Annotated in this window: 21 protein-coding genes and 2 pseudogenes; 11 read left to right on the forward strand and 12 right to left on the reverse strand. The window is 69.6% G+C overall.

The genetic code is table 11. The features are described 5' to 3' along the window. Positions 1–128 precede the first annotated feature (128 nt). The 5 genes from IEY79_RS04655 to rpmB form a co-directional block, all read right to left on the reverse strand. Positions 129–1,139 carry an alcohol dehydrogenase catalytic domain-containing protein gene (locus tag IEY79_RS04655; RefSeq protein WP_189105967.1) on the reverse strand — a complete coding sequence of 337 codons (1,011 nt, stop codon included), beginning with the start codon at positions 1,137–1,139 and terminating at the stop codon, positions 129–131. 124 nt (positions 1,140–1,263) lie between these two features. After that, positions 1,264–1,995 carry a TetR/AcrR family transcriptional regulator gene (locus IEY79_RS04660; protein ID WP_189105968.1) on the reverse strand — a complete coding sequence of 244 codons (732 nt, stop codon included), beginning with the start codon at positions 1,993–1,995 and terminating at the stop codon, positions 1,264–1,266. A 109-nt stretch (positions 1,996–2,104) separates the two neighbouring features. Further along, positions 2,105–3,055 carry an NmrA/HSCARG family protein gene (locus IEY79_RS04665; RefSeq protein WP_229700623.1) on the reverse strand — a complete coding sequence of 317 codons (951 nt, stop codon included), beginning with the start codon at positions 3,053–3,055 and terminating at the stop codon, positions 2,105–2,107. Between the two features lie 398 nt (positions 3,056–3,453). After that, on the reverse strand, positions 3,454–3,759 hold the full coding sequence (rpsN, locus tag IEY79_RS04670; protein WP_189105969.1) for a 30S ribosomal protein S14: 306 nt from the start codon (positions 3,757–3,759) through the stop codon (positions 3,454–3,456). After that, positions 3,759–3,995: a 50S ribosomal protein L28 gene (gene rpmB / locus IEY79_RS04675; protein WP_189105970.1), complete on the reverse strand. Its 237-nt coding sequence runs from the start codon at positions 3,993–3,995 to the stop codon at positions 3,759–3,761. The genes rpsN and rpmB overlap by 1 nt, the downstream gene beginning before the upstream one ends. A 65-nt stretch (positions 3,996–4,060) precedes the next feature. Between rpmB and rpmG the strand changes: the two genes are divergently transcribed. The 5 genes and pseudogenes from rpmG to IEY79_RS37950 form a co-directional block, all read left to right on the forward strand. Further along, positions 4,061–4,225 carry a 50S ribosomal protein L33 gene (rpmG, locus tag IEY79_RS04680; protein WP_189105971.1) on the forward strand — a complete coding sequence of 55 codons (165 nt, stop codon included), beginning with the start codon at positions 4,061–4,063 and terminating at the stop codon, positions 4,223–4,225. A 29-nt stretch (positions 4,226–4,254) separates the two neighbouring features. Beyond that, a complete protein-coding gene (locus tag IEY79_RS04685) occupies positions 4,255–4,509 on the forward strand; it encodes a type B 50S ribosomal protein L31 (RefSeq protein ID WP_189105972.1) in 255 nt (84 codons plus the stop codon). After that, positions 4,509–5,663 (forward strand): CobW family GTP-binding protein, encoded by a 1,155-nt coding sequence (locus IEY79_RS04690; RefSeq protein ID WP_189105973.1) that lies wholly within the window; start codon positions 4,509–4,511, stop codon positions 5,661–5,663. Before IEY79_RS04685 ends, IEY79_RS04690 begins: the two co-directional genes overlap by 1 nt. 53 nt (positions 5,664–5,716) lie before the next feature. After that, positions 5,717–5,953, forward strand: coding sequence for a 30S ribosomal protein S18 (gene rpsR / locus IEY79_RS04695; protein WP_189105974.1), 237 nt, complete (start codon positions 5,717–5,719; stop codon positions 5,951–5,953). Positions 5,954–6,096: 143 nt separating this feature from the next. Then, a pseudogene (locus tag IEY79_RS37950) lies at positions 6,097–6,264 on the forward strand (VOC family protein); the annotation flags it as partial. Here IEY79_RS37950 and IEY79_RS37955 read toward each other — a convergent pair. Then, positions 6,255–6,482, reverse strand: a complete 228-nt coding sequence (locus IEY79_RS37955; protein WP_268240578.1) for a hypothetical protein — start codon at positions 6,480–6,482, stop codon at positions 6,255–6,257. The pseudogene IEY79_RS37950 and the gene IEY79_RS37955 sit on opposite strands and share 10 nt — an antisense overlap. Between IEY79_RS37955 and IEY79_RS37960 the strand changes: the two genes are divergently transcribed. Continuing rightward, a complete protein-coding gene (locus IEY79_RS37960; RefSeq protein ID WP_268240576.1) occupies positions 6,387–6,614 on the forward strand; it encodes a hypothetical protein in 228 nt (75 codons plus the stop codon). The two genes, IEY79_RS37955 and IEY79_RS37960, sit on opposite strands and share 96 nt — an antisense overlap. Here the strand turns inward: IEY79_RS37960 and IEY79_RS04705 are convergent. After that, positions 6,565–6,945: a MerR family transcriptional regulator gene (locus IEY79_RS04705; protein ID WP_189105975.1), complete on the reverse strand. Its 381-nt coding sequence runs from the start codon at positions 6,943–6,945 to the stop codon at positions 6,565–6,567. The genes IEY79_RS37960 and IEY79_RS04705 overlap by 50 nt on opposite strands. Between IEY79_RS04705 and IEY79_RS04710 the strand changes: the two genes are divergently transcribed. Beyond that, positions 6,938–8,101 (forward strand): LAETG motif-containing sortase-dependent surface protein, encoded by a 1,164-nt coding sequence (locus IEY79_RS04710; RefSeq protein ID WP_189105976.1) that lies wholly within the window; start codon positions 6,938–6,940, stop codon positions 8,099–8,101. The two genes, IEY79_RS04705 and IEY79_RS04710, sit on opposite strands and share 8 nt — an antisense overlap. Before the next feature lie 306 nt (positions 8,102–8,407). Next, entirely contained in the window at positions 8,408–9,727 is a 1,320-nt protein-coding gene (locus IEY79_RS04715; protein ID WP_189105977.1) for an MFS transporter, read from the forward strand. 112 nt (positions 9,728–9,839) lie between these two features. Here the strand turns inward: IEY79_RS04715 and IEY79_RS04720 are convergent, their stop codons facing one another. Continuing rightward, positions 9,840–10,937, reverse strand: a complete 1,098-nt coding sequence (locus IEY79_RS04720) for a MerR family transcriptional regulator (protein ID WP_189106057.1) — start codon at positions 10,935–10,937, stop codon at positions 9,840–9,842. A 213-nt stretch (positions 10,938–11,150) separates the two neighbouring features. Further along, positions 11,151–12,290 carry a hypothetical protein gene (locus IEY79_RS04725; protein ID WP_189105978.1) on the reverse strand — a complete coding sequence of 380 codons (1,140 nt, stop codon included), beginning with the start codon at positions 12,288–12,290 and terminating at the stop codon, positions 11,151–11,153. 210 nt (positions 12,291–12,500) lie between these two features. Between IEY79_RS04725 and IEY79_RS04730 the strand changes: the two genes are divergently transcribed. Next, on the forward strand, positions 12,501–13,247 hold the full coding sequence (locus IEY79_RS04730) for a phosphotransferase family protein (protein WP_189105979.1): 747 nt from the start codon (positions 12,501–12,503) through the stop codon (positions 13,245–13,247). A 213-nt stretch (positions 13,248–13,460) separates the two neighbouring features. Here the strand turns inward: IEY79_RS04730 and IEY79_RS04735 are convergent, their stop codons facing one another. Further along, positions 13,461–13,811, reverse strand: coding sequence for a winged helix-turn-helix transcriptional regulator (locus IEY79_RS04735; protein WP_189105980.1), 351 nt, complete (start codon positions 13,809–13,811; stop codon positions 13,461–13,463). A gap of 51 nt (positions 13,812–13,862) precedes the next feature. On the opposite strand from IEY79_RS04735, the gene IEY79_RS04740 reads away from it, so the two are divergent. Beyond that, positions 13,863–14,765 (forward strand): NAD(P)-dependent oxidoreductase, encoded by a 903-nt coding sequence (locus IEY79_RS04740; RefSeq protein WP_189105981.1) that lies wholly within the window; start codon positions 13,863–13,865, stop codon positions 14,763–14,765. Positions 14,766–14,903: 138 nt separating this feature from the next. Here IEY79_RS04740 and IEY79_RS04745 read toward each other — a convergent pair whose 3' ends face one another. Continuing rightward, positions 14,904–15,167, reverse strand: a complete 264-nt coding sequence (locus IEY79_RS04745; protein ID WP_189105982.1) for a nuclear transport factor 2 family protein — start codon at positions 15,165–15,167, stop codon at positions 14,904–14,906. A 16-nt stretch (positions 15,168–15,183) separates the two neighbouring features. After that, positions 15,184–15,633, reverse strand: a pseudogene (locus IEY79_RS38315) (nuclear transport factor 2 family protein); the annotation flags it as partial. 281 nt (positions 15,634–15,914) lie between these two features. On the opposite strand from IEY79_RS38315, the gene IEY79_RS04755 reads away from it, so the two are divergent. Continuing rightward, positions 15,915–16,331, forward strand: a complete 417-nt coding sequence (locus tag IEY79_RS04755) for an SRPBCC family protein (RefSeq protein WP_189105983.1) — start codon at positions 15,915–15,917, stop codon at positions 16,329–16,331. The last annotated feature ends 17 nt before the right edge of the window (positions 16,332–16,348 follow it).

The raw sequence follows: 16,348 nt of genomic DNA on the forward strand, positions 1-16,348 counted from the left end.
CGACGCTGCCCGGCGTGGTTACGAGCCGAGCGGCGAGGGGGACTCGTGGAGCTCTCGGACCTGCGGCGGGGAAGGGACAACGGCCTGCGGCGCCGTCGGCTCGGCGGGGGCCGCCCGCCGTCCGGCGGTCAGTCGAAGACGATGACCGGCCGGCCCTGTGTGGCCCCGGTGCCCACCGCTTCGAGTGCGGTCGGTGCCTCGTCGAGGGTGATCCGGGTGACCTCGGGGCGGATGTTGTGGTGCGCGGAGAAGGCGAGGGTGTCACGGAGGTCGTGCGGTGAGCCGGACGGGGATCCCATGACACGCAGACGGTTCAGCACCATCGGCATGGTGGGCAGGGTGATCGGCTCGGGGCTGTAACCGCCCAGCACGAGGGTGCCGTCCGGAGCCAGACCACCGAAAGCCGCGGCTGCGGCCGTGGTCGACGGCGCCGCGTTCAGGATCAGGTTCGCTCCGCCTTCCCAGGCCTTGAGCGCTTCCGCGGGATCGGTCTCGGCGCTGGATATGAACAGTTCGGCACCGAGTTCCTTCGCCTGCTCCTCGCTACGGCGTGAGCGGCCGATCACCGCGACCCTGGCGCCGATGGCGGCGGCGTACTGGATGGCGAGAGCGCCGATACCGCCGGCGCCGATCACGGCGACGCGCGATCCGGCCTTCGCGCCGCCCTGCCGCAGGCCGTTGAACGCGGTGATGCCGGCACACATCAGCGGTGCGGCCGACACGGGGTCGAGACCCGCCGGCAGCGGTGTGACGAAGGCGGCTTTGAGGATGGCGTACTCCGCGTATCCGCCGTCCTTCACGACACCGGTGATGACCTTCTCGGCACACAGGATCTGGTTGCCGCTGACGCAGTGGTCACAGTGGCCGCAGGAGTCGTACAGGAACTGCCCACCGACCGCGGTGCCGGGCACCGGCCAGCTGACGCCGTCTCCGACGGCTTCGACGGTACCGGTGATCTCGTGTCCGGGGACGACCGGGAATCGGGCGAACGGGTAGTCCCCGTGCACCAGTTTGAGGTCCGAGTAGCACACCCCGCACGCGATCACTCGGATCAGAACCTCACCTGGGCCGGGAGCCGGTATCTCTCTCCGGGTCACGCTGAGCGGGGTGTTGGGGGCAGTGGCGATCGCAGCACGCATGGGAACTCCTTGCTTCCTGGCTGTGGGGGAGTGGGTTGTATCGGTGGACGTACGTTCCAGGCCGCGCTTTCACCCGGCGTGGGACTCCAGGGCTTTCGCCGGTCGGGGGCGGCTGTGAGTGTGGTCAGACACCTGGCGGGTCCCGGCGGTGCGGACCGGTGTCCGCCAGCCGCGTCAGCCACTGCTGGAGCAACGCCGCTTCGGCGGGTGTCATCCGGTCCGGAGGTGCGCCGCGCAGCTGGGCGGCCAGAGTGGCGGCGGTCGCCGCGACGGCGTCGTTCCCCGTGACAGTCCGGGACAGCGCGCCCGCGGACTCCGCCACCACGACCGCGTCGACCACGGCGTCCCGCACCCGTGTGGAGACGGAGCCGTCCTTGTACAGGGCGGGCCGGGAGATGATCGAGAGCGCCACACCGGTGTTCGCCGACATCACCATGCGCGCGGCTGTCTCGGGGGACACCCGCAGACGTCCCGCTTCCGCGCAGCGCTCCAGAATTCCGAGCAGCAGCCGGTGCGCCTCGGCCGCTGCCTCGGGTGGAGCCGACAGAGCGGGTGAGTACATCAGGCGGTAGAAGTTGGGGTTCTCCGTGGCGAACCGGACGTGGTTGTCCCAGCCGTCGCGGATGTCCTGCACGGGGTCCTCGGACGGCCGGGCGCGCCGCTTCGACTCCAGGTACTGCTCGAAGCCGTAGTCCACCACGGCGGACAGCAGCCCTTCCTTGTCGCCGAAGTGCCGGTAGAGCATGGGCGCCCCTACTTCGGCCGCCTCACATACCGCACGGGTGGAGACATCGGCGCCGGCGGCGTTCGACAGCAGGTCCGCCGTCGCTCTCAGAATCCGTGTTCTCGTGTCCACGGTATCGACGATAACACCTCGGGGGAGATGCGCTACGCCTTCGGCGATATCGGTGCTACGCGACTGTCTGCGGGAGCGTCCTGACCTGCGGCGGAGCGCCGAGGGCAGTTCACAAGCCGGTGAAGGAGCCCAGGTGGAGTCCCAGCCACTGGTCGAAGGACTGCAGTCGCGGGTTGAGGTCGCGTACCTTGCTCAGCTCTCTGTCGCCGGTGAATTCCGCCTCCGCGTCGTGGTAGTAGCGGAACATGTTGGCGAATTCGTCGCTGGTGGGCTGTCTCAGTGCCCGGAACTGTTCGACGGTCATCGGGCGGTACTCCACGGGTTCGGTCAGTGCCCTGGCGAAGGCAGCCGCGTACTGCTGCCCCGTGAGGTGCTCGCCGGCGATGCTGACGGTCTCGCCGACCAGCTCCACGCCTCGCTTGAAGATGCCGTACGCGGTGCGGCCGATGTCCTCGGACGCGATACCCGAAAGCCTCCGCTCCCCGAGGGGGAGGGTGAGGGCCAGAGTGCCGTCCTCACCGCGCCGCGGGCCGAGACCTTGTGTGAAGGCCTCCCAGAAGAAGGTGGTCCGCAGGAACGTCGTGGGCACCCCCAGTTCTCGGAAGTAGGCGTTGGCGTCGTCCTTGGCGTCGAAGTGAGGGACCGTGTAAGTGCCCTGCAGTTCGGGCACGCCGGAACCCGCCAGTGCGGTACGGGTATCCTCCAGCGTCGACCAGATGACATGCGAAACGCCGGCATCCTTCACGGCGCCGGCCGCCGCCCGGGCCTGGGCCTTCTCCACGTCCGCCGACATGGACTCGAAGAAGTTGGTCACCACGTAGGCGCCATGGGCGTCGACGAAGGCGGGCCGCAGGCTCGCCGGGTCGCCCAGATCCGCCTCCACGATCGTGGCTCCCCTGGCGGCCAGCTCCCGCGCCCGGCCGGAACCCGCGTTGCGCGTGATCGCTCGTACGGCGAAGGGCGCCGCCGGGTCGTCGAGGACGGCACGGACCAGGCCGCCTCCCTGATTGCCGGTGGCTCCCAGGACAGCGATGGTTCTTCTGCCGCTCATGCCGCTCATGCCTGACTTCCTATCGGATTGCCCGCATCCCGCCTCACCATATATTCGGCGCATATACGCACACGGCGCCGCACAGCGCGCCGCTGAACGCGAGAAGAGAACCCTGAGGTACGGAGCAGGTGCTCCGTACGCTCCACCGCGTGAGCACCGCCACCGCGCGCCTGACGTCCGGCGGGCAGCGCCTTGGTCATCCCCGCGCCGGAGCGCCCCGGCGCGGGGAGGGTGGCCACGACCCGCGAGGCGTTGTTCCACAGCTTCGGGGTGGGAAGGCATCCCCGCCGCAGGCCAGGCAACGGGCGGCACCCTGCCCACGCCGATCGTCCGGCAGGCCCGGCACAACACCTCGGCCCACACCGTTCGTCGATGCGGGCCGAGGTATCACCGTCGGCGGACGCCGGTCACCAGGACGACTTGGTCACTCCGGGCAGATGACCGGCGTGTGCCTGTGCCCGCATCCGGACACGGGAGAGTCCGAACTTCCGCAGATGCCCGCGCGGCCGGCCATCCACGCTGTCACGGTTGCGCACCCGGGTCGCGCTCGCGTCGCGGGGCTGACGCCGCAACTCGTCGACGGCCGCACGCCGTTCCGCTTCCGTGGAGGTCGGGTTCCGCAGGATCTCCTTCAACTCGGCCCGCCTGAGCGCATACCGCTCGACGGTAGCCTTGCGCTTCTCGTTCTGAGCGATCTTGCTTTTCTTCGCCATCAGACCTTCACTCCTCGCGCCCTGATGCGGGCCACAGCGGCTTCGACGCCGATCACGTCGATCGTCTTGATCCCCTTGGCGCTGAGGGTCAGGCGGACGTACCGGCCCTCGCTCGGCAGCCAGTACCGCTTGCGCTGGATGTTCGGGTCGAAGCGGCGAGAGGTGCGCCGGTGTGAGTGCGAAATGGCGTTGCCGAAGCCCGGCTTGGCGCCGGTCAGCTGGCAGTGGGCGGACATGGAAGTTACCTGCTCTCCGATCGAGTACCTATTGGCAATGGAAACCATTTCCATATACTAGCGCCATGGCTCGCAACGAACTTCGCCCGGTCATCAAGCTGCGCTCCACCGCGGGGACCGGCTTCACCTACGTCACCCGCAAGAACCGCCGCAACGATCCCGACCGCATGGTGCTGCGCAAGTACGACCCGGTCGCACGCCGGCACGTCGACTTCCGCGAAGAGCGCTGACACCCGAACCGGCAGTGAAGGACATCGTCATGAAGCCCGGAATCCACCCCGCCTACGGCCCCGTCGTATTCCGCGACAAGGCGGCCGACTTCGCCTTCCTCACCCGGTCGACCGCCACCAGCGACAAGACGGTCGAGTGGGAGGACGGCAACACCTACCCCGTTGTCGACGTCGAGATCTCCTCCGTGAGCCATCCCTTCTACACCGGCACCGCCCGCGTCCTGGACACCGCAGGGCGCGTTGAGCGATTCGAACGCCGCTACGCCCGCCGCGAGGTGCGGTGATGACGGACACGCACAAGCTGCCCGTCGTCCTCGTCGGCGGGCTCCACTCCGACGCCCGCAAACACGTCGTCGACCGCCTCCTGCACGCCGTACCCGGTAGCGTCGCCCTTCACCACGATCTCGCCACGGCATCCCGCGGCACGGTGCGTCGCGGCGTCCGGGATGCATCGGGCGAGCTGTCCTGCGGCGAAACCTCCCTCGTCAATGACTGCGCCTGCTGCGCGCTGCGCGAAGACCTGGTCCCCGAGCTTGAGCGACTGGCCGGCGGCGGTCCGACCTCACTCGCGATCGTCGAGCTCTGGGATTCCGTCGAACCCAAGGCGATGGCCGAGGTCGTCGTCACCCATGGAGACGGCGTCCTCGACCTCACCAACGTCATCACCGCCGTGGACTCCGTTCTCGTGCTGCCCTACCTGGCCAACGGGGACGACCTGGCCGAGGTCGGCCTGGCCGCCGCCACCACCGACCAGCGAACAGTCGGTGACACCTGGGCCCGGCAGTTGGAGTACGCGCCCGTGCTCGCCCTCGTCAACAGCGAAGAAGCGGACGACGAGGACCGCGCACTCCTCGCCCAGCTCCACCCCACCGCACGCCAAGTGCCCGCCGACTCAGACGAACTCGCCCAACTGGCCTTCGCCGGTTTCGACGTGGAAACAGCGGCCGCCGCCCAACACCCGGCGTGCGCCGTGTTCCCCCAGGAGGCGGACGAAGCGGGAGTCAGCACCCTCGTCTGGCGCCGTCGCCGCCCCTTCCACCCCGAGCGGCTTTATCAGGCGCTGGAAGACCTGTGCTGTGCGGCCGCACGCAGCCGCGGCCGGTTCTGGCTCGCCGACCACCCCGACACCCTGCTGGCCTGGGGCGCGGCCGGCGGTGCCCTGTGCGTGGAAAGCTCGGGCCCTTGGTTGGCCTCCCTGCCCGATGCGGCCTGGGAGATGGTGCCGCCGCTACGCCGGGCTTCCGCCGCACTGGACTGGCACCCCGAACACGGTGACCGCTGCCAGCATCTCGTCTTCACCTCCCCGGGGCTCGACCGGGCAGGGCTGGAGCGCCTTCTCGAATCCTGCCTGCTGACCGATGCCGAGTACGCCTCGGGCCGCGAGGCATGGCAGCGGCTGCCGCCCGCATTCGACGCGCTCCTCGACACCGTCTCCTGAACACCCGGACCGAGAACCCACCTCCACCGATCGATCATCCGAGAGGAACACTCATGACCACGCGTCAGAACTCCGGCAAGCCGCTGACAACCCGCCCAAATCCCCTGTATGCGGCCGGGATCACGTATATCGACTACAAGAACACCGACCTGCTGCGGAAGTTCATCTCCGACCGGGGGAAAATCCGCAGCCGCCGGGTCACCCGGGTCACAGCCCGGCAGCAGCGACAGATCGCCGCCGCGATCAAGAACGCCCGGGAGATGGCGCTTCTGCCGTACTCCGGTCGTTGAGCCGGCACGCTCGCTCGGCCAGGGGACAACTTGCCGGTCATGGAGTAGAGCCCGACGAAGTCACCGTTGCCTGATCGCACCTCACCCGCGACAGGCATGGGACCGTAAGGCATGCTGCCGGAATGAAATCTCGAACTGACGGTATGTGGTGGGGAACGGCGATCGAGGCGCCGGACCCCAGCGGCCTGGCGAGGTTCTACGCGGAACTCCTCGGCTGGCACATCGGACACGAGGAACCCGGCACCGCCGTCGTCGCCGCCTCACCGCAAGGGCCGTTCTTCGTATTCCAGCAGGCCGAAGGCTACCGGGCTCCGGTCTGGCCACCGGTCGACGGCGAACAGCGCCCGATGATGCACTTCGACTTCCAGGTCGGCGATCTGGACTCGGCGATCTGGACTCGGCGGTCGCCGAGGCCGTCGCTCTGGGCGCCAGGATGGCCGAGGACCAGCCACAGGAGAACGTCCGGGTGCTCCTCGACCCCGCCGGTCACCCCTTCTGCCTCTGCCTCGACGAGGGACGACCGGCTCAAGCACCCGTCACACGGCTCCTCGCGCCGCCGCTGTGCGCGGAGCGCGTCGAGGCCCGGTGTTTCTGTGGCCGCGGCCGCGGTTCTATGTGTCACACCCGGCCCGGACGGCGGCCGATTCGCCCGCGTGGATGATCGAGTCGAGCATGGCGTGGGCGGACTGGAGCTGTTCGATGGAGCGGCTCATGCGCTCGCGTTCTCCCCGTAGGCCCTGGGTCATTTCGTCGCAGGTCGGGGCCAGTATCGCGCCCTTGTCGGCCATGCACGGCAGCACCCCCCGGATCAGATCGGTGTTCAGCCCCGCCGTCAGCAGGACCCGGATCCGGCGCACCACCGCCACATCGGAATCGGCGAACTCGCGGTAGCCGCTGGCCCGCCGCCGCGGCCGCAGCAGCCCGTGCTCCTCGTAGTACCGCAGCCCTCTGGGGCTGACGCCGGTGCGGCGCGACAGCTCTCCGATGAACATACGCTCCGCGGTCGCCGCCTTCGGCGACGCCGGTCTGCTCGCGCTGGGCGCGGCTCCGGCCGCCTTCGGTGACGAAGCCGCACCCGATTTGGTCGTTGGAGGTATCGAGCCGATCGACGGTGTGAAGCCGGGGAGCAACTTCGATCTGCCGGTCACGGTGGCGAACCAGGGCACAGGGGCTGCCGAGAAGGTGTGGGTCTCCTACTCCGTCACCCGGGGACTCGACTTCGCGGAGGTTCCCTCCAACTGCCGGACACAGCAGGTCCCGTCCTACGACGAGATGCCCGAGAGGTGGATCGCGGTGTGCGCGTTCGACCAGGCGGCGGAGCCGGGCGTGGTCTACACGCCCGAGAAGCCCCTCCGCGTCAAGGCGCTGGACCGCGCACTCAACGACGAGTTGCGCGTACGTGTCGGGGATTTCGATCCAGGGGCGGACGAGAACGGCACTCCGCCGGTGGCGGGAACCGCACCGGCGGTGGAACTGGTCGAGGGGCAGGCCGGAGGCGAGGGCTCCGCGCCGTTTGTCGATGTGCCCGTCACCTCCGACAACACGGCCGACTACCAGGTGACGGGCGCCGCGTTGAAGGGGAGCGTCGGTGACAAGGTGACGATGAAGGTGAAGTTCACCAACGCCGGGCCCGCCTGGGTAATGACCAAGGAGGGGGGCCGGCTCGTGCAGGTCCTGGTCACGCCGCCCGCCGGAACATCGGTCGTCAAGCCCCACGGGTTCTGCGAGGCGGAGGGTGACGCGTACGCCTGCGGCACCAGTCAGCGGTCGGTCAACGAGGGCGGCCAGGAGACCTACACCTTCGAGCTGAAGATCGACAAGAAGGTGCCGGGCGCCAAGGGCTCGGTGGCGCTGAGCGCCGAGGCGCGGCCGTTCGACCCCAACAAGGCCAACGACAAGGCCGACATCACGCTGGACGTCACGGCTGGAGGGCCGACCGGCTCGACCAACGGCTCGGACGGTTCGGACGGCTCGGCCGGCGGGTCGTCGTCGCCCGGCGACGACGGGAGAACGGAGAACGGCGGCAACCTGGCAGCGACAGGCTCCTCCGCGACACCGGCGATCACGGGCGCGGCTGCCGCGGCGGTGGTCACGGGCGCGGGCACGCTCCTCATCGTGCGCCGCCGCCGGGCCGGGAGCCTGAGCTGACGCCGGTCCGACGCGAGCGGTGACGCAGGCCCCGGGCATCTGGTCCGGGGCATGCGCACTGCCTTGACTGGTCGCACCTCACACGGTTCCGGAGGCAGTTGGGGACCGAACCGAGTCCCACCGGCCGGACCGTTCCGAAGCCCGCTCGGAACAGAAGAGCGGACCGTGGCGGACGACCCGACCCGGTTGCACGGTGGACGTCACCGACCAGAAATCCCGTTGACCGGGGACGGCCAAGGCGTGAGAGCGTCGCCTTGGTCGGAACCAACGGCGTACGGGGGACGGTGAGCGGTGGCTGGCTCGGACATGGCGCGTGATGGCCTGCGGGTGAAGGACACCTCGTCCGGTCCGCCGTTGTGGACAGCGGATTTCGGGTTGTTCTTCACCGCCCGCACCACGTCTTTGCTGGGCGACGCCATGCTCCCCGTCGCGATCACCGCCGCCGTGCTCCACGCGGGGTACGGGGCCAGTGGGGTGGGCTACGCCCTCGCCGCTCTCGTGGCGCCGTTCGCCGCGCTGATCATCTTCGGCGGGGTGATGTCCGACCGCTTGGGCGCCCGGCGGCTGATGGTCGTCTCGGACGCGGCCCGCCTCTGCTCTCAGGGAGCGCTCGCGCTGCTGTTCCTGTCGGGTACGCCGCAGTTGTGGCAGATTCTGGTACTGCTGGCCCTGATCGGGGCGGGCGGCGCGCTCTTCCAGCCCGGAGTCGCCAGCATCACCCCGCTCATAGCCCAGGATGTGCAGAAGGCCAACGCCACGCTCCGTATCTCGGAGTCCGTCACCGTCGTCATCGGACCGTCTCTGGCCGGCCTCCTGCTGGTGATCTCCTCGCCGGCGGCGGTGGTCGCCGTTGACGCTCTGACCTACGCGGCCAGCGGCCTCTGCCTGCTCCTGCTCCGCTCGGTCCCGATGGGCCCGGCCGAACGGAAGGGCAAGTCGTCGTTCCGGGCCGATCTCGTAGAGGGATGGCAGGAGTTCCGGGCCAGGACCTGGCTGTGGAGCGTCATCGTCGTCTTCATGCTCTGGCAGCTTGCCGGTGCCGGCCCCGCCATGACGCTCGGCAACAGCTCGCTCGTCACCGACCACGGGGCGTCGGTGTTCGGCATGGTCATGTCATCCCTCGGCGCGGGAAGCGTGCTGGGCGGGCTCCTCGCGATCAGGCTCCGCCCGCGCTATCCACTCCGCGCCGGCGCCCTCTCCATGATTCTCTGGGCGCCCATGCCGTTGAGTGTCGCGCTCGGCTTTTCCGCACCGCTCATCGCCGGGTGCTACGCGGTGAGTGGAGTGGGCATGGCGTTCTGGATCGTCATGTTCCACACGAGCGTGCAGACCCACATCCCGCAGGACGTCCTCGGCCGAGTACACGCGTACGACGCGGCAGGCTCTCTGGTGATGAAGCCGGTCGGGCAGGCGGTGGCCGGGCCGCTCGCGGCCGTCGCCGGGGCCGTGCCGCTGCTGTACGTGTCCACGTCCATGGCGCTCGTCGCCTGCGGCCTGCTCCTGGCGATCCCGGCCGTGCGCGGCCTGAAGAGCGTGCAGCGCAGCCGGCCTGGGCATCACGGAGGCGGCGGCACAGCGGACCACCGCACCGCCGGAGCGCAGCCCCCTCGCGTTCCCCAGGAGTGACATCCCCCCTGACGGCCCGTATCCGGCCGACGTGGCCCCTACCGAATGGCCGGGCCGCCCCGGCCGCGCGGTCCGTCCGGGAGCTGGCACGGCACCGGCGCGGCGACGGGGTTCAGGCGATGAGCAGACGGAGGCCGAGATCTGCCGTGTCGAGATCGGTGAGGTCGCTGTTGCGTTCGGCCCATCGGCCGGATTCGAGGTCGTCGCTGAGGCCTCGTACCGCCCGCCGTTCGGCCTCGGGCCCGACCCGCGTCCACACCGACATCGCACGGCGTACGTGCTCCTCCAGGTAGGCACCCGGCCGGCGCCAGTACGCCTCGAACAGGCCGTCGGCGCAGTCCCACGGGATGGGTACCGGCTCGGCACGGGCGCCGATCGTGTCCGCCATCCCGGCGAGCGAGGGGAATCCGGCGAGGACGCCGGCGAATTCGGGCAGGTAGTCGCGGGTGAGCCAGAACCGGTCCTGCCATCCGGGCTCGTCGGTGTCGAACGTGAGCACCACGACGCGGCGGGCCACGCGCCGCATCTCGCGCAGTCCCGCTGCCGGGTCCTCCCAGTGGTGAACGGTGGAGACGGCCATCGCCACGTCGAAGGAGCGGTCCTCGAAAGGCAGGCTCTCCGCGGCGGCGGCCACGCACGGCGCCGAGCCGGCGGGGCGCTGTGCCCGCATGACCGCCGATGGTTCCACCGCGGTCACGTCGCGGTCAGCGGGCTCGTAGGAGCCGGTGCCGGCCCCGACGTTCAGCACCGTCCGCGCGTCTCCGAGCGCGTCCCAGATCTGTGCGGCGATCCGCGGCTCGGTACGCTGTGTCGTGGTGTAGGCACCGCCGATCGAGTCGTACAGGCGGGCACCGAGCATCTCCAGTTGCTCCTCTGGTGTCACCTTCAGTCCCCTCGCCCGTGCCTCAAGTTCCCTGTCGATGGCCGCCGCCATGGCGTCGGCGCGGTCACGCCGCTCCAGGAGCAGGCCGCGCAGCCGGCGCAGGTGCGCGACCGCGTCGGCGGACGGGTCGCCGACGAGTTCCGCGACCTCCCGCAGCCCGAAACCGAGCCGCCGGTAGGCCAGTACCTCCCGCAGCCGCTCCACGTCGCCCGCGGAATAGGCCCGGTACCCGGCCACGGTCCGCGCCGACGGCCGGACGAGGCTGATCGCGTCGTAGTGATGCAGCGTGCGGACGCTCACGCCGGCCAGCTCGGCCACGCGTCCCACGGTCCAGTGATCCTCCACGGCTGCGACTATGCAGCCTGACGTCACGTGAGGGTCAAGAGCCTCACTGACCCGGCGTGCCCCTCGGTGGAATTCCGCGGCCCGGCGCGATCGCCCCCTTCCGATGACTTCCCCGTTGACCCGGCCATGCCGAGCGGCCGGGGCCCACCGTGATGCGTCTCCGGTGGGGACAGGCACCGCCTCCTCGCGTTCGTCCTACCGTGCCCGCCATGTGTAGGGGGCAAGGGCGGTGGTGTCGGAGTCGGTGTCTGGCCAGCGGTGTCGGAGCACGGTGGCCGTGGACCTGGCCCAGGCCGCCAGGTGGGGGAGTACCCGGTTGGTCTCGGCGGTGCGGGCTCCGGATTCGAGGAGCGCCACCAGCTGGGTGCGGGAGTCGTCGCCGTGACTGCGCGCGTCCAGCGTGGTGAGCCGTTCCGTGCGCATCATCACCCAGACCATGGAGGCCGAGGCCAGCCCGTACCCGAACCGGTGGTCGTCCTCGGCCTCGGGGACCGTACGAGACAGAGCTCGGCGGAACGCCTCGATCTGGCTCGGCCCCGATACACGCAGCCAGTCCGGGCCGGGGACCGCGAAGCCGGCCGCGGCGGTGAGTGCGTGGCGGAAGCCCGCGCCCTCGAAGTCGATCAGCCGGCCGCCGCCGGGCCCGGTGAGGAAGTTGTGTGATTCGGTGTCGCCGTTGGTCAGGGCCAGGAACGGGCCGGGATCTGCCAGTTCGGCCACGGCCGCTTGAAGATCGCGCTCCGCGGCGGCGGACAGCGGGACGCCGAAGGCGGCGGCCTGGGCCAGCCCGTTTTGCCAGAGACCGGTGTAGGCGTGCTCCCAGTCGCCGAGCCGGTCGGTGGTGGTGCCCAGTGCCGTGCGGCGGGAGTTGAACAGTGCGGCGCGGCCGGCGGACGCGGCGGCCAGCTCACCCATCGATGACGCGAAGGCGGTCAGTTCGGCGTCCAGGGCCGGGGTGTGGCCGTCGCGGCGCAGGAGCTGGGCCAGTTCGGTGCGCGGGTACAGGTCCTCCAGCACGAGCAGGCGGGAGTCCGGTGAGGCGGCGTGCAGCCGTGGTACGAGGCCGAGGCCGAGGTCGTCGGCGATGAAGGCGAGCGCGGCGTGCTCGCACCGCATCAGTTCCTCGGCCGAGCGGAGTCCGTATCCCTCGGGACGCAGGGATTTCACGATGACCGTGTCGGGGAGTCCGTTCGCCTTGGCCAGGTGGGCGCGCAGCACCCAGGGATGGTGCAGCGGCTCGATGCTCTCGATGATGACCCGCGCGCCGGCGGAGGCTGTGAGCAGCGCCTCGATCTCGGCGGATGCGGGCGGGATGACGTCCGGAGGTAAGGGCATCGGGGGATCCTCGCACGGCGCGTCTGACGGCCGCCGGGGTGCTGAAGAATGGGCCCGTTCGAGAACGGCGTTTCCAGGGGTAGAGGGTGGTCGTCCCGCACCCCCACAAGACGAAGCCGAGATGCTCCGGGGCGGGTGAGGTGGCCTCAGCCGCCGTCGCACGGGATAACCCGGCGACACAGACGATCACCCCCGGGATACTGGTCGCCCATGGATGAGGTCAGAGTTGTCGTCGCCCATTCCGAGCGCGCGACCCTGCGCGTCGGTGATGTGTTCCTGAAGGTGGACGCCGATCAGGCGCGTATCGACGTCGAGGTCGAGGCGATGGCCCTTGCGCCGGTCCCGACCCCGAAGGTCCTTTGGCGCAAGCCGCCCGTGCTCGCGATCGCCGCGGTCCCGGGGACGGCACTCGGTCGCCTCGGCGAGCCGTCGACCGCGTCCCCGGCGGCGTGGGCCGCGGCGGGCGCAGCCATCCGGAAGCTGCACGAGGCGCCCTTGCCGCCGTGGGCCGGCCGGCGCCGCCGGGGTCCCGACGAGTTGGTCGCGGAACTCGACGGAGAGTGCGAGTCGCTCGTGCGGAACGGCGTGCTGCCCGCCGACCTGGTCACCCGCAACCGCCAGGTCGCCGAGGCCGTCCTCCGGCCGTGGACTCCGGTGTTCACGCACGGCGATCTGCAGCTTGATCACGTCTTTGTCGACGGCGACGAGGTCACGGGCATCATCGACTGGTCCGAGGCGGGCCGCGGCGACGCCCTTTTCGACATCGCCACCGTGACGCTCGGACACGAGGAGCACCTGGGCGACGTCGTCGCCGGTTATGGCACCGACGTCGATGTCGACGTGATCCGCGCGTGGTGGTCGGTACGAAGCCTGCTGGGGGTTCGCTGGCTGGTCGAGCACGGCTTCGACCCGTCCGCCCCGGGCTGTGAGGTCGACGTGCTGAGATCCCGGATGTGAGTCCGCGCGGCACGCTGCGCGCTCTACCGGGCCGCCTTCCTTCCCGCGGGCTCGGGCGCCCCCGACTCCAACTCTCCTGACTTCAGAGGCTCCGAACTCCGCGTAGTAGCCACTTTTTTGTGGGTACTTGGCGGCGGTCAGCAACTGGCCGATGCTGATCAAGGGCGGTAAGGGCCGCCCGGTCCGGGTGATACGGGGTGACTGTGCGATTCGTCAGGAGGTCGACCGGGCGTCGGTGAGTTTCTCCAGACGCCGGTGGCCCCAGTCGGAGAGAGGGGCCAACGCTTCGGAGAGTTCCTGACCGAACGTGGTCAAGGAGTACGTGGTCATCAGCGGAAGTGTGTCGTACACCTCCCGGTGCACCAGTCCGTCGGTCTCCATATCGCGCAGCGCCTGAGTCAGCACCTTCTCACTGAGGCCCGGCAGCAGCCGGCGCAGCTCGCCCGGACGGCGCGGACCGGATTCAAGCAGCCAGAGCAGGGCCGTTTTCCACTTCCCGTCGATCACGGCGATCGCGGCTGTCACCCCGCAGACATTCGGGTCCTGCGCACGGCTACGCGTCATCTCCACCCCATTCGTTCATTCATATGCTCAATACCGCAACGGAGTTGGATCATGTCCCTACACCCCGAATCCCTGAACCCCGAACATTCTGCCGTCACCGTCCTCGGGTTGGGGCCGATGGGCCGATCCCTGGCGGGCGCATTCCTGGATGCCGGCTTGCGAACCTCGGTCTGGAACCGGACGCAGGGCCTGGACCGGGAGTTGGTCGCGCGGGGCGCGGCAAGCTTTCAGTCGGCGGAGGAAGCCGTTGCCGCAAGCGAGTTGACCGTGGTCTGTGTGGTGAACTACGACGCCGCGGACACCATTCTGCGGCGCGGGGCAGTCAGGGACGCGCTCAGGGGGCGCACCGTGGTCAACCTGACCGCAGACACGCCGGTCCGAGCCCGGGACACGGCGTCATGGGCCGCTGAGCACAGGGTTCGCTACCTGGACGGTGCGATCATGACGCCGACCACGACCATCGGCACCCCGTCCGCGGTGCTCATCTACAGCGGCCCGGAGGGTCTCTACCGCGAGCAGCAACCCGTCCTGGAGGCGCTGGGCGGCACCCAGACCCACCTGGGGGAGGAGATCGGCCGGGCGGCGGCATACGACATCGCGCTGCTCGACATCTTCTGGACCGCCATGTCGGGTTACGCCCACGCCTTGGCGGTGGCGCGAGCGGAAGGGATCACCGCACGGCAGTTGGCCCCGTTCGCCAAGGGCATCGGCGCGATACTTCCGCCGATCTTCGAAGGGACCGCCGAGGAAATGGACAGCGGAGCGTTTTCGGGAGAGGGCAACGCGCTTGTCTCGGCCGCGTCGTCCATGGCCCATATCGTCCAGGCCTCCGAGGCCCACGGCATCGATGCGGGCGTGATGCGCGCGGCCGAGGGTCTGGCCCGCCGAGCAATCGGACGAGGCCACGGCGCTGACGGATTCATACGCATCGCCGAACTCCTCGGGCGGCGCTGAGGATATCCGGCCGGTTGGAGTCGGATTGACGGAGACACGGATGCTGTCTCCGTCTCCTCCCGGCCCCCTGGGTTCTCTGCGCCCACCGCGCCCCGGTCGTCGCCCCCCCCGCTCCGGCCTGTCTCGGGGGAGCCGCGCTCAGTCGTTCGGGAGCAGGACGGACGGGTCGCCGGAGAACCACGCGCTGTCGATGATGAGACGGCTGATGCGCCACGCGTCCCCGTCGCGCACCAGGTCCGCGTCGTAGCGGTTCATCATCAGGGCGTGCCTGGTCCGTTCCGGATCGGGGCTCTCCCCGGCCGGGAAGTGCTGGGCCATCGCGTAGCAGTACAGCTTGGCGGTGTCGCCGTCGACCTTCGTACGGATGTTGCTGATCACATGGCTGGTGTCGAGCGGGCCCACCGTGGGGAATCAGCGCCTCCACAATGGTCTTACGCGGTGTCAGCACGGGGAATTCCAGGCCGATCCTGGTCGTGGCGGGTGTCAGGTCGACCGTGGCGTCCTCGGTCAGCGACGAGACGAACAAGTCGGCGTCGCCGTGGTCCAGGCCGGCGGCGTATCGGTACACGGTGTCGGCGATGGCGGCGCGGTCGACGATGAGCTGAAGCGTGTCGTCGTTCATTTGAGGGCCTCCGCGGGTGGGATGTGGTGGCTGAGGTGGAACAGGTTGTGGGGGGTCGAGGCGCGCCGCATGACCTCGCGCAGAGGGACCGGACCGTGCCGGGCAACGGCGTCGACCAGGACGGAGCGTCACGGCAGGGTTGAAGGGGGCGAGCACCGGTGAACTCCGCATGGGCCCATACGACAGGAGGCCTGCCGGCGTGGCATGGATGAACCGCCGATGAGAGCCAAGGCGGGCGGAGAACATTCCGGCGAGCCGTAAGCCGATTCACCCCGTTCTCCCGTTCGTTTGATGTGGACGGCGATCAGCGACTACGCCTGGTGAACCTTGACGCCCGGCCCGACCGCGATGGATCGCGGGACGGGACGTCGTCAGCCCACGGCCGTCAGTCCACGGCCGACGGATGTACTGGCATCTGGGAAAAGAAATCTTCCGGGTGGTGTCGAGAAGGTGTCGTCGGCTCCGACGTCCTGTGTGAGAGAGAGTCCTGACCCCGCTGCTGCGGGATCGAACTGAGGGAGACAGCCATGACCACCACCGGTTTCGACTACACGGTCACCCGCACCCTGGAGGCCCCGGTCGCCCAGGTCTGGGCCGCCTGGACCCGTGCTGATCAGTACGGGCAGTGGGCCCACGCCGAGGAGGTCGCCCTCGATGTCCGGCCCGGCGGCGCCTGGAGCTCCGTCATGGTCATCCCCGGCGGCGCCCGCGTCCCGCTGTCCGGCCGTTACACCGAGGTCGTGGAGAACAAGCGACTGGTGATCGGCATGGACGTTCCCGGCCGCGAGGAACTCGCCCTGATGACCGTCGACCTGGACGCCGACGGCGACCACACCCGGATCACCCTGTACCAGACCCTCGACAGCGCCGAGGAGCGCGACCAGTCCGAATTCGGCAGCAACATGCTCCTCGACGGCCTCACCGCCTACCTCGCAGCAGCCTGAACCGAGCCGACCCGGCC

This window comes from Streptomyces camponoticapitis (assembly GCF_014646115.1).
GTDB lineage: Bacteria > Actinomycetota > Actinomycetes > Streptomycetales > Streptomycetaceae > Streptomyces > Streptomyces camponoticapitis.

Coding starts and splice junctions, on each gene's coding strand:
- IEY79_RS04685 (WP_189105972.1), top strand. CDS start 4,255: ATGAAGCCCGGAATCCACCCCGCCTACGGCCCCGTCGTATTCCGCGAC.
- IEY79_RS04755 (WP_189105983.1), top strand. CDS start 15,915: ATGACCACCACCGGTTTCGACTACACGGTCACCCGCACCCTGGAGGCC.
- IEY79_RS04730 (WP_189105979.1), top strand. CDS start 12,501: ATGGATGAGGTCAGAGTTGTCGTCGCCCATTCCGAGCGCGCGACCCTG.
- rpsN (WP_189105969.1), bottom strand. CDS start 3,759: ATGGCGAAGAAAAGCAAGATCGCTCAGAACGAGAAGCGCAAGGCTACC.
- IEY79_RS04710 (WP_189105976.1), top strand. CDS start 6,938: ATGAACATACGCTCCGCGGTCGCCGCCTTCGGCGACGCCGGTCTGCTC.
- IEY79_RS04735 (WP_189105980.1), bottom strand. CDS start 13,811: ATGACGCGTAGCCGTGCGCAGGACCCGAATGTCTGCGGGGTGACAGCC.
- IEY79_RS37960 (WP_268240576.1), top strand. CDS start 6,387: ATGGCCGAGGACCAGCCACAGGAGAACGTCCGGGTGCTCCTCGACCCC.
- rpmB (WP_189105970.1), bottom strand. CDS start 3,995: ATGTCCGCCCACTGCCAGCTGACCGGCGCCAAGCCGGGCTTCGGCAAC.
- IEY79_RS04705 (WP_189105975.1), bottom strand. CDS start 6,945: ATGTTCATCGGAGAGCTGTCGCGCCGCACCGGCGTCAGCCCCAGAGGG.
- IEY79_RS04665 (WP_229700623.1), bottom strand. CDS start 3,055: ATGAGCGGCATGAGCGGCAGAAGAACCATCGCTGTCCTGGGAGCCACC.
- IEY79_RS04655 (WP_189105967.1), bottom strand. CDS start 1,139: ATGCGTGCTGCGATCGCCACTGCCCCCAACACCCCGCTCAGCGTGACC.
- IEY79_RS04690 (WP_189105973.1), top strand. CDS start 4,509: ATGACGGACACGCACAAGCTGCCCGTCGTCCTCGTCGGCGGGCTCCAC.
- IEY79_RS04715 (WP_189105977.1), top strand. CDS start 8,408: ATGGCGCGTGATGGCCTGCGGGTGAAGGACACCTCGTCCGGTCCGCCG.
- rpmG (WP_189105971.1), top strand. CDS start 4,061: ATGGCTCGCAACGAACTTCGCCCGGTCATCAAGCTGCGCTCCACCGCG.
- rpsR (WP_189105974.1), top strand. CDS start 5,717: ATGACCACGCGTCAGAACTCCGGCAAGCCGCTGACAACCCGCCCAAAT.
- IEY79_RS04725 (WP_189105978.1), bottom strand. CDS start 12,290: ATGCCCTTACCTCCGGACGTCATCCCGCCCGCATCCGCCGAGATCGAG.
- IEY79_RS04740 (WP_189105981.1), top strand. CDS start 13,863: ATGTCCCTACACCCCGAATCCCTGAACCCCGAACATTCTGCCGTCACC.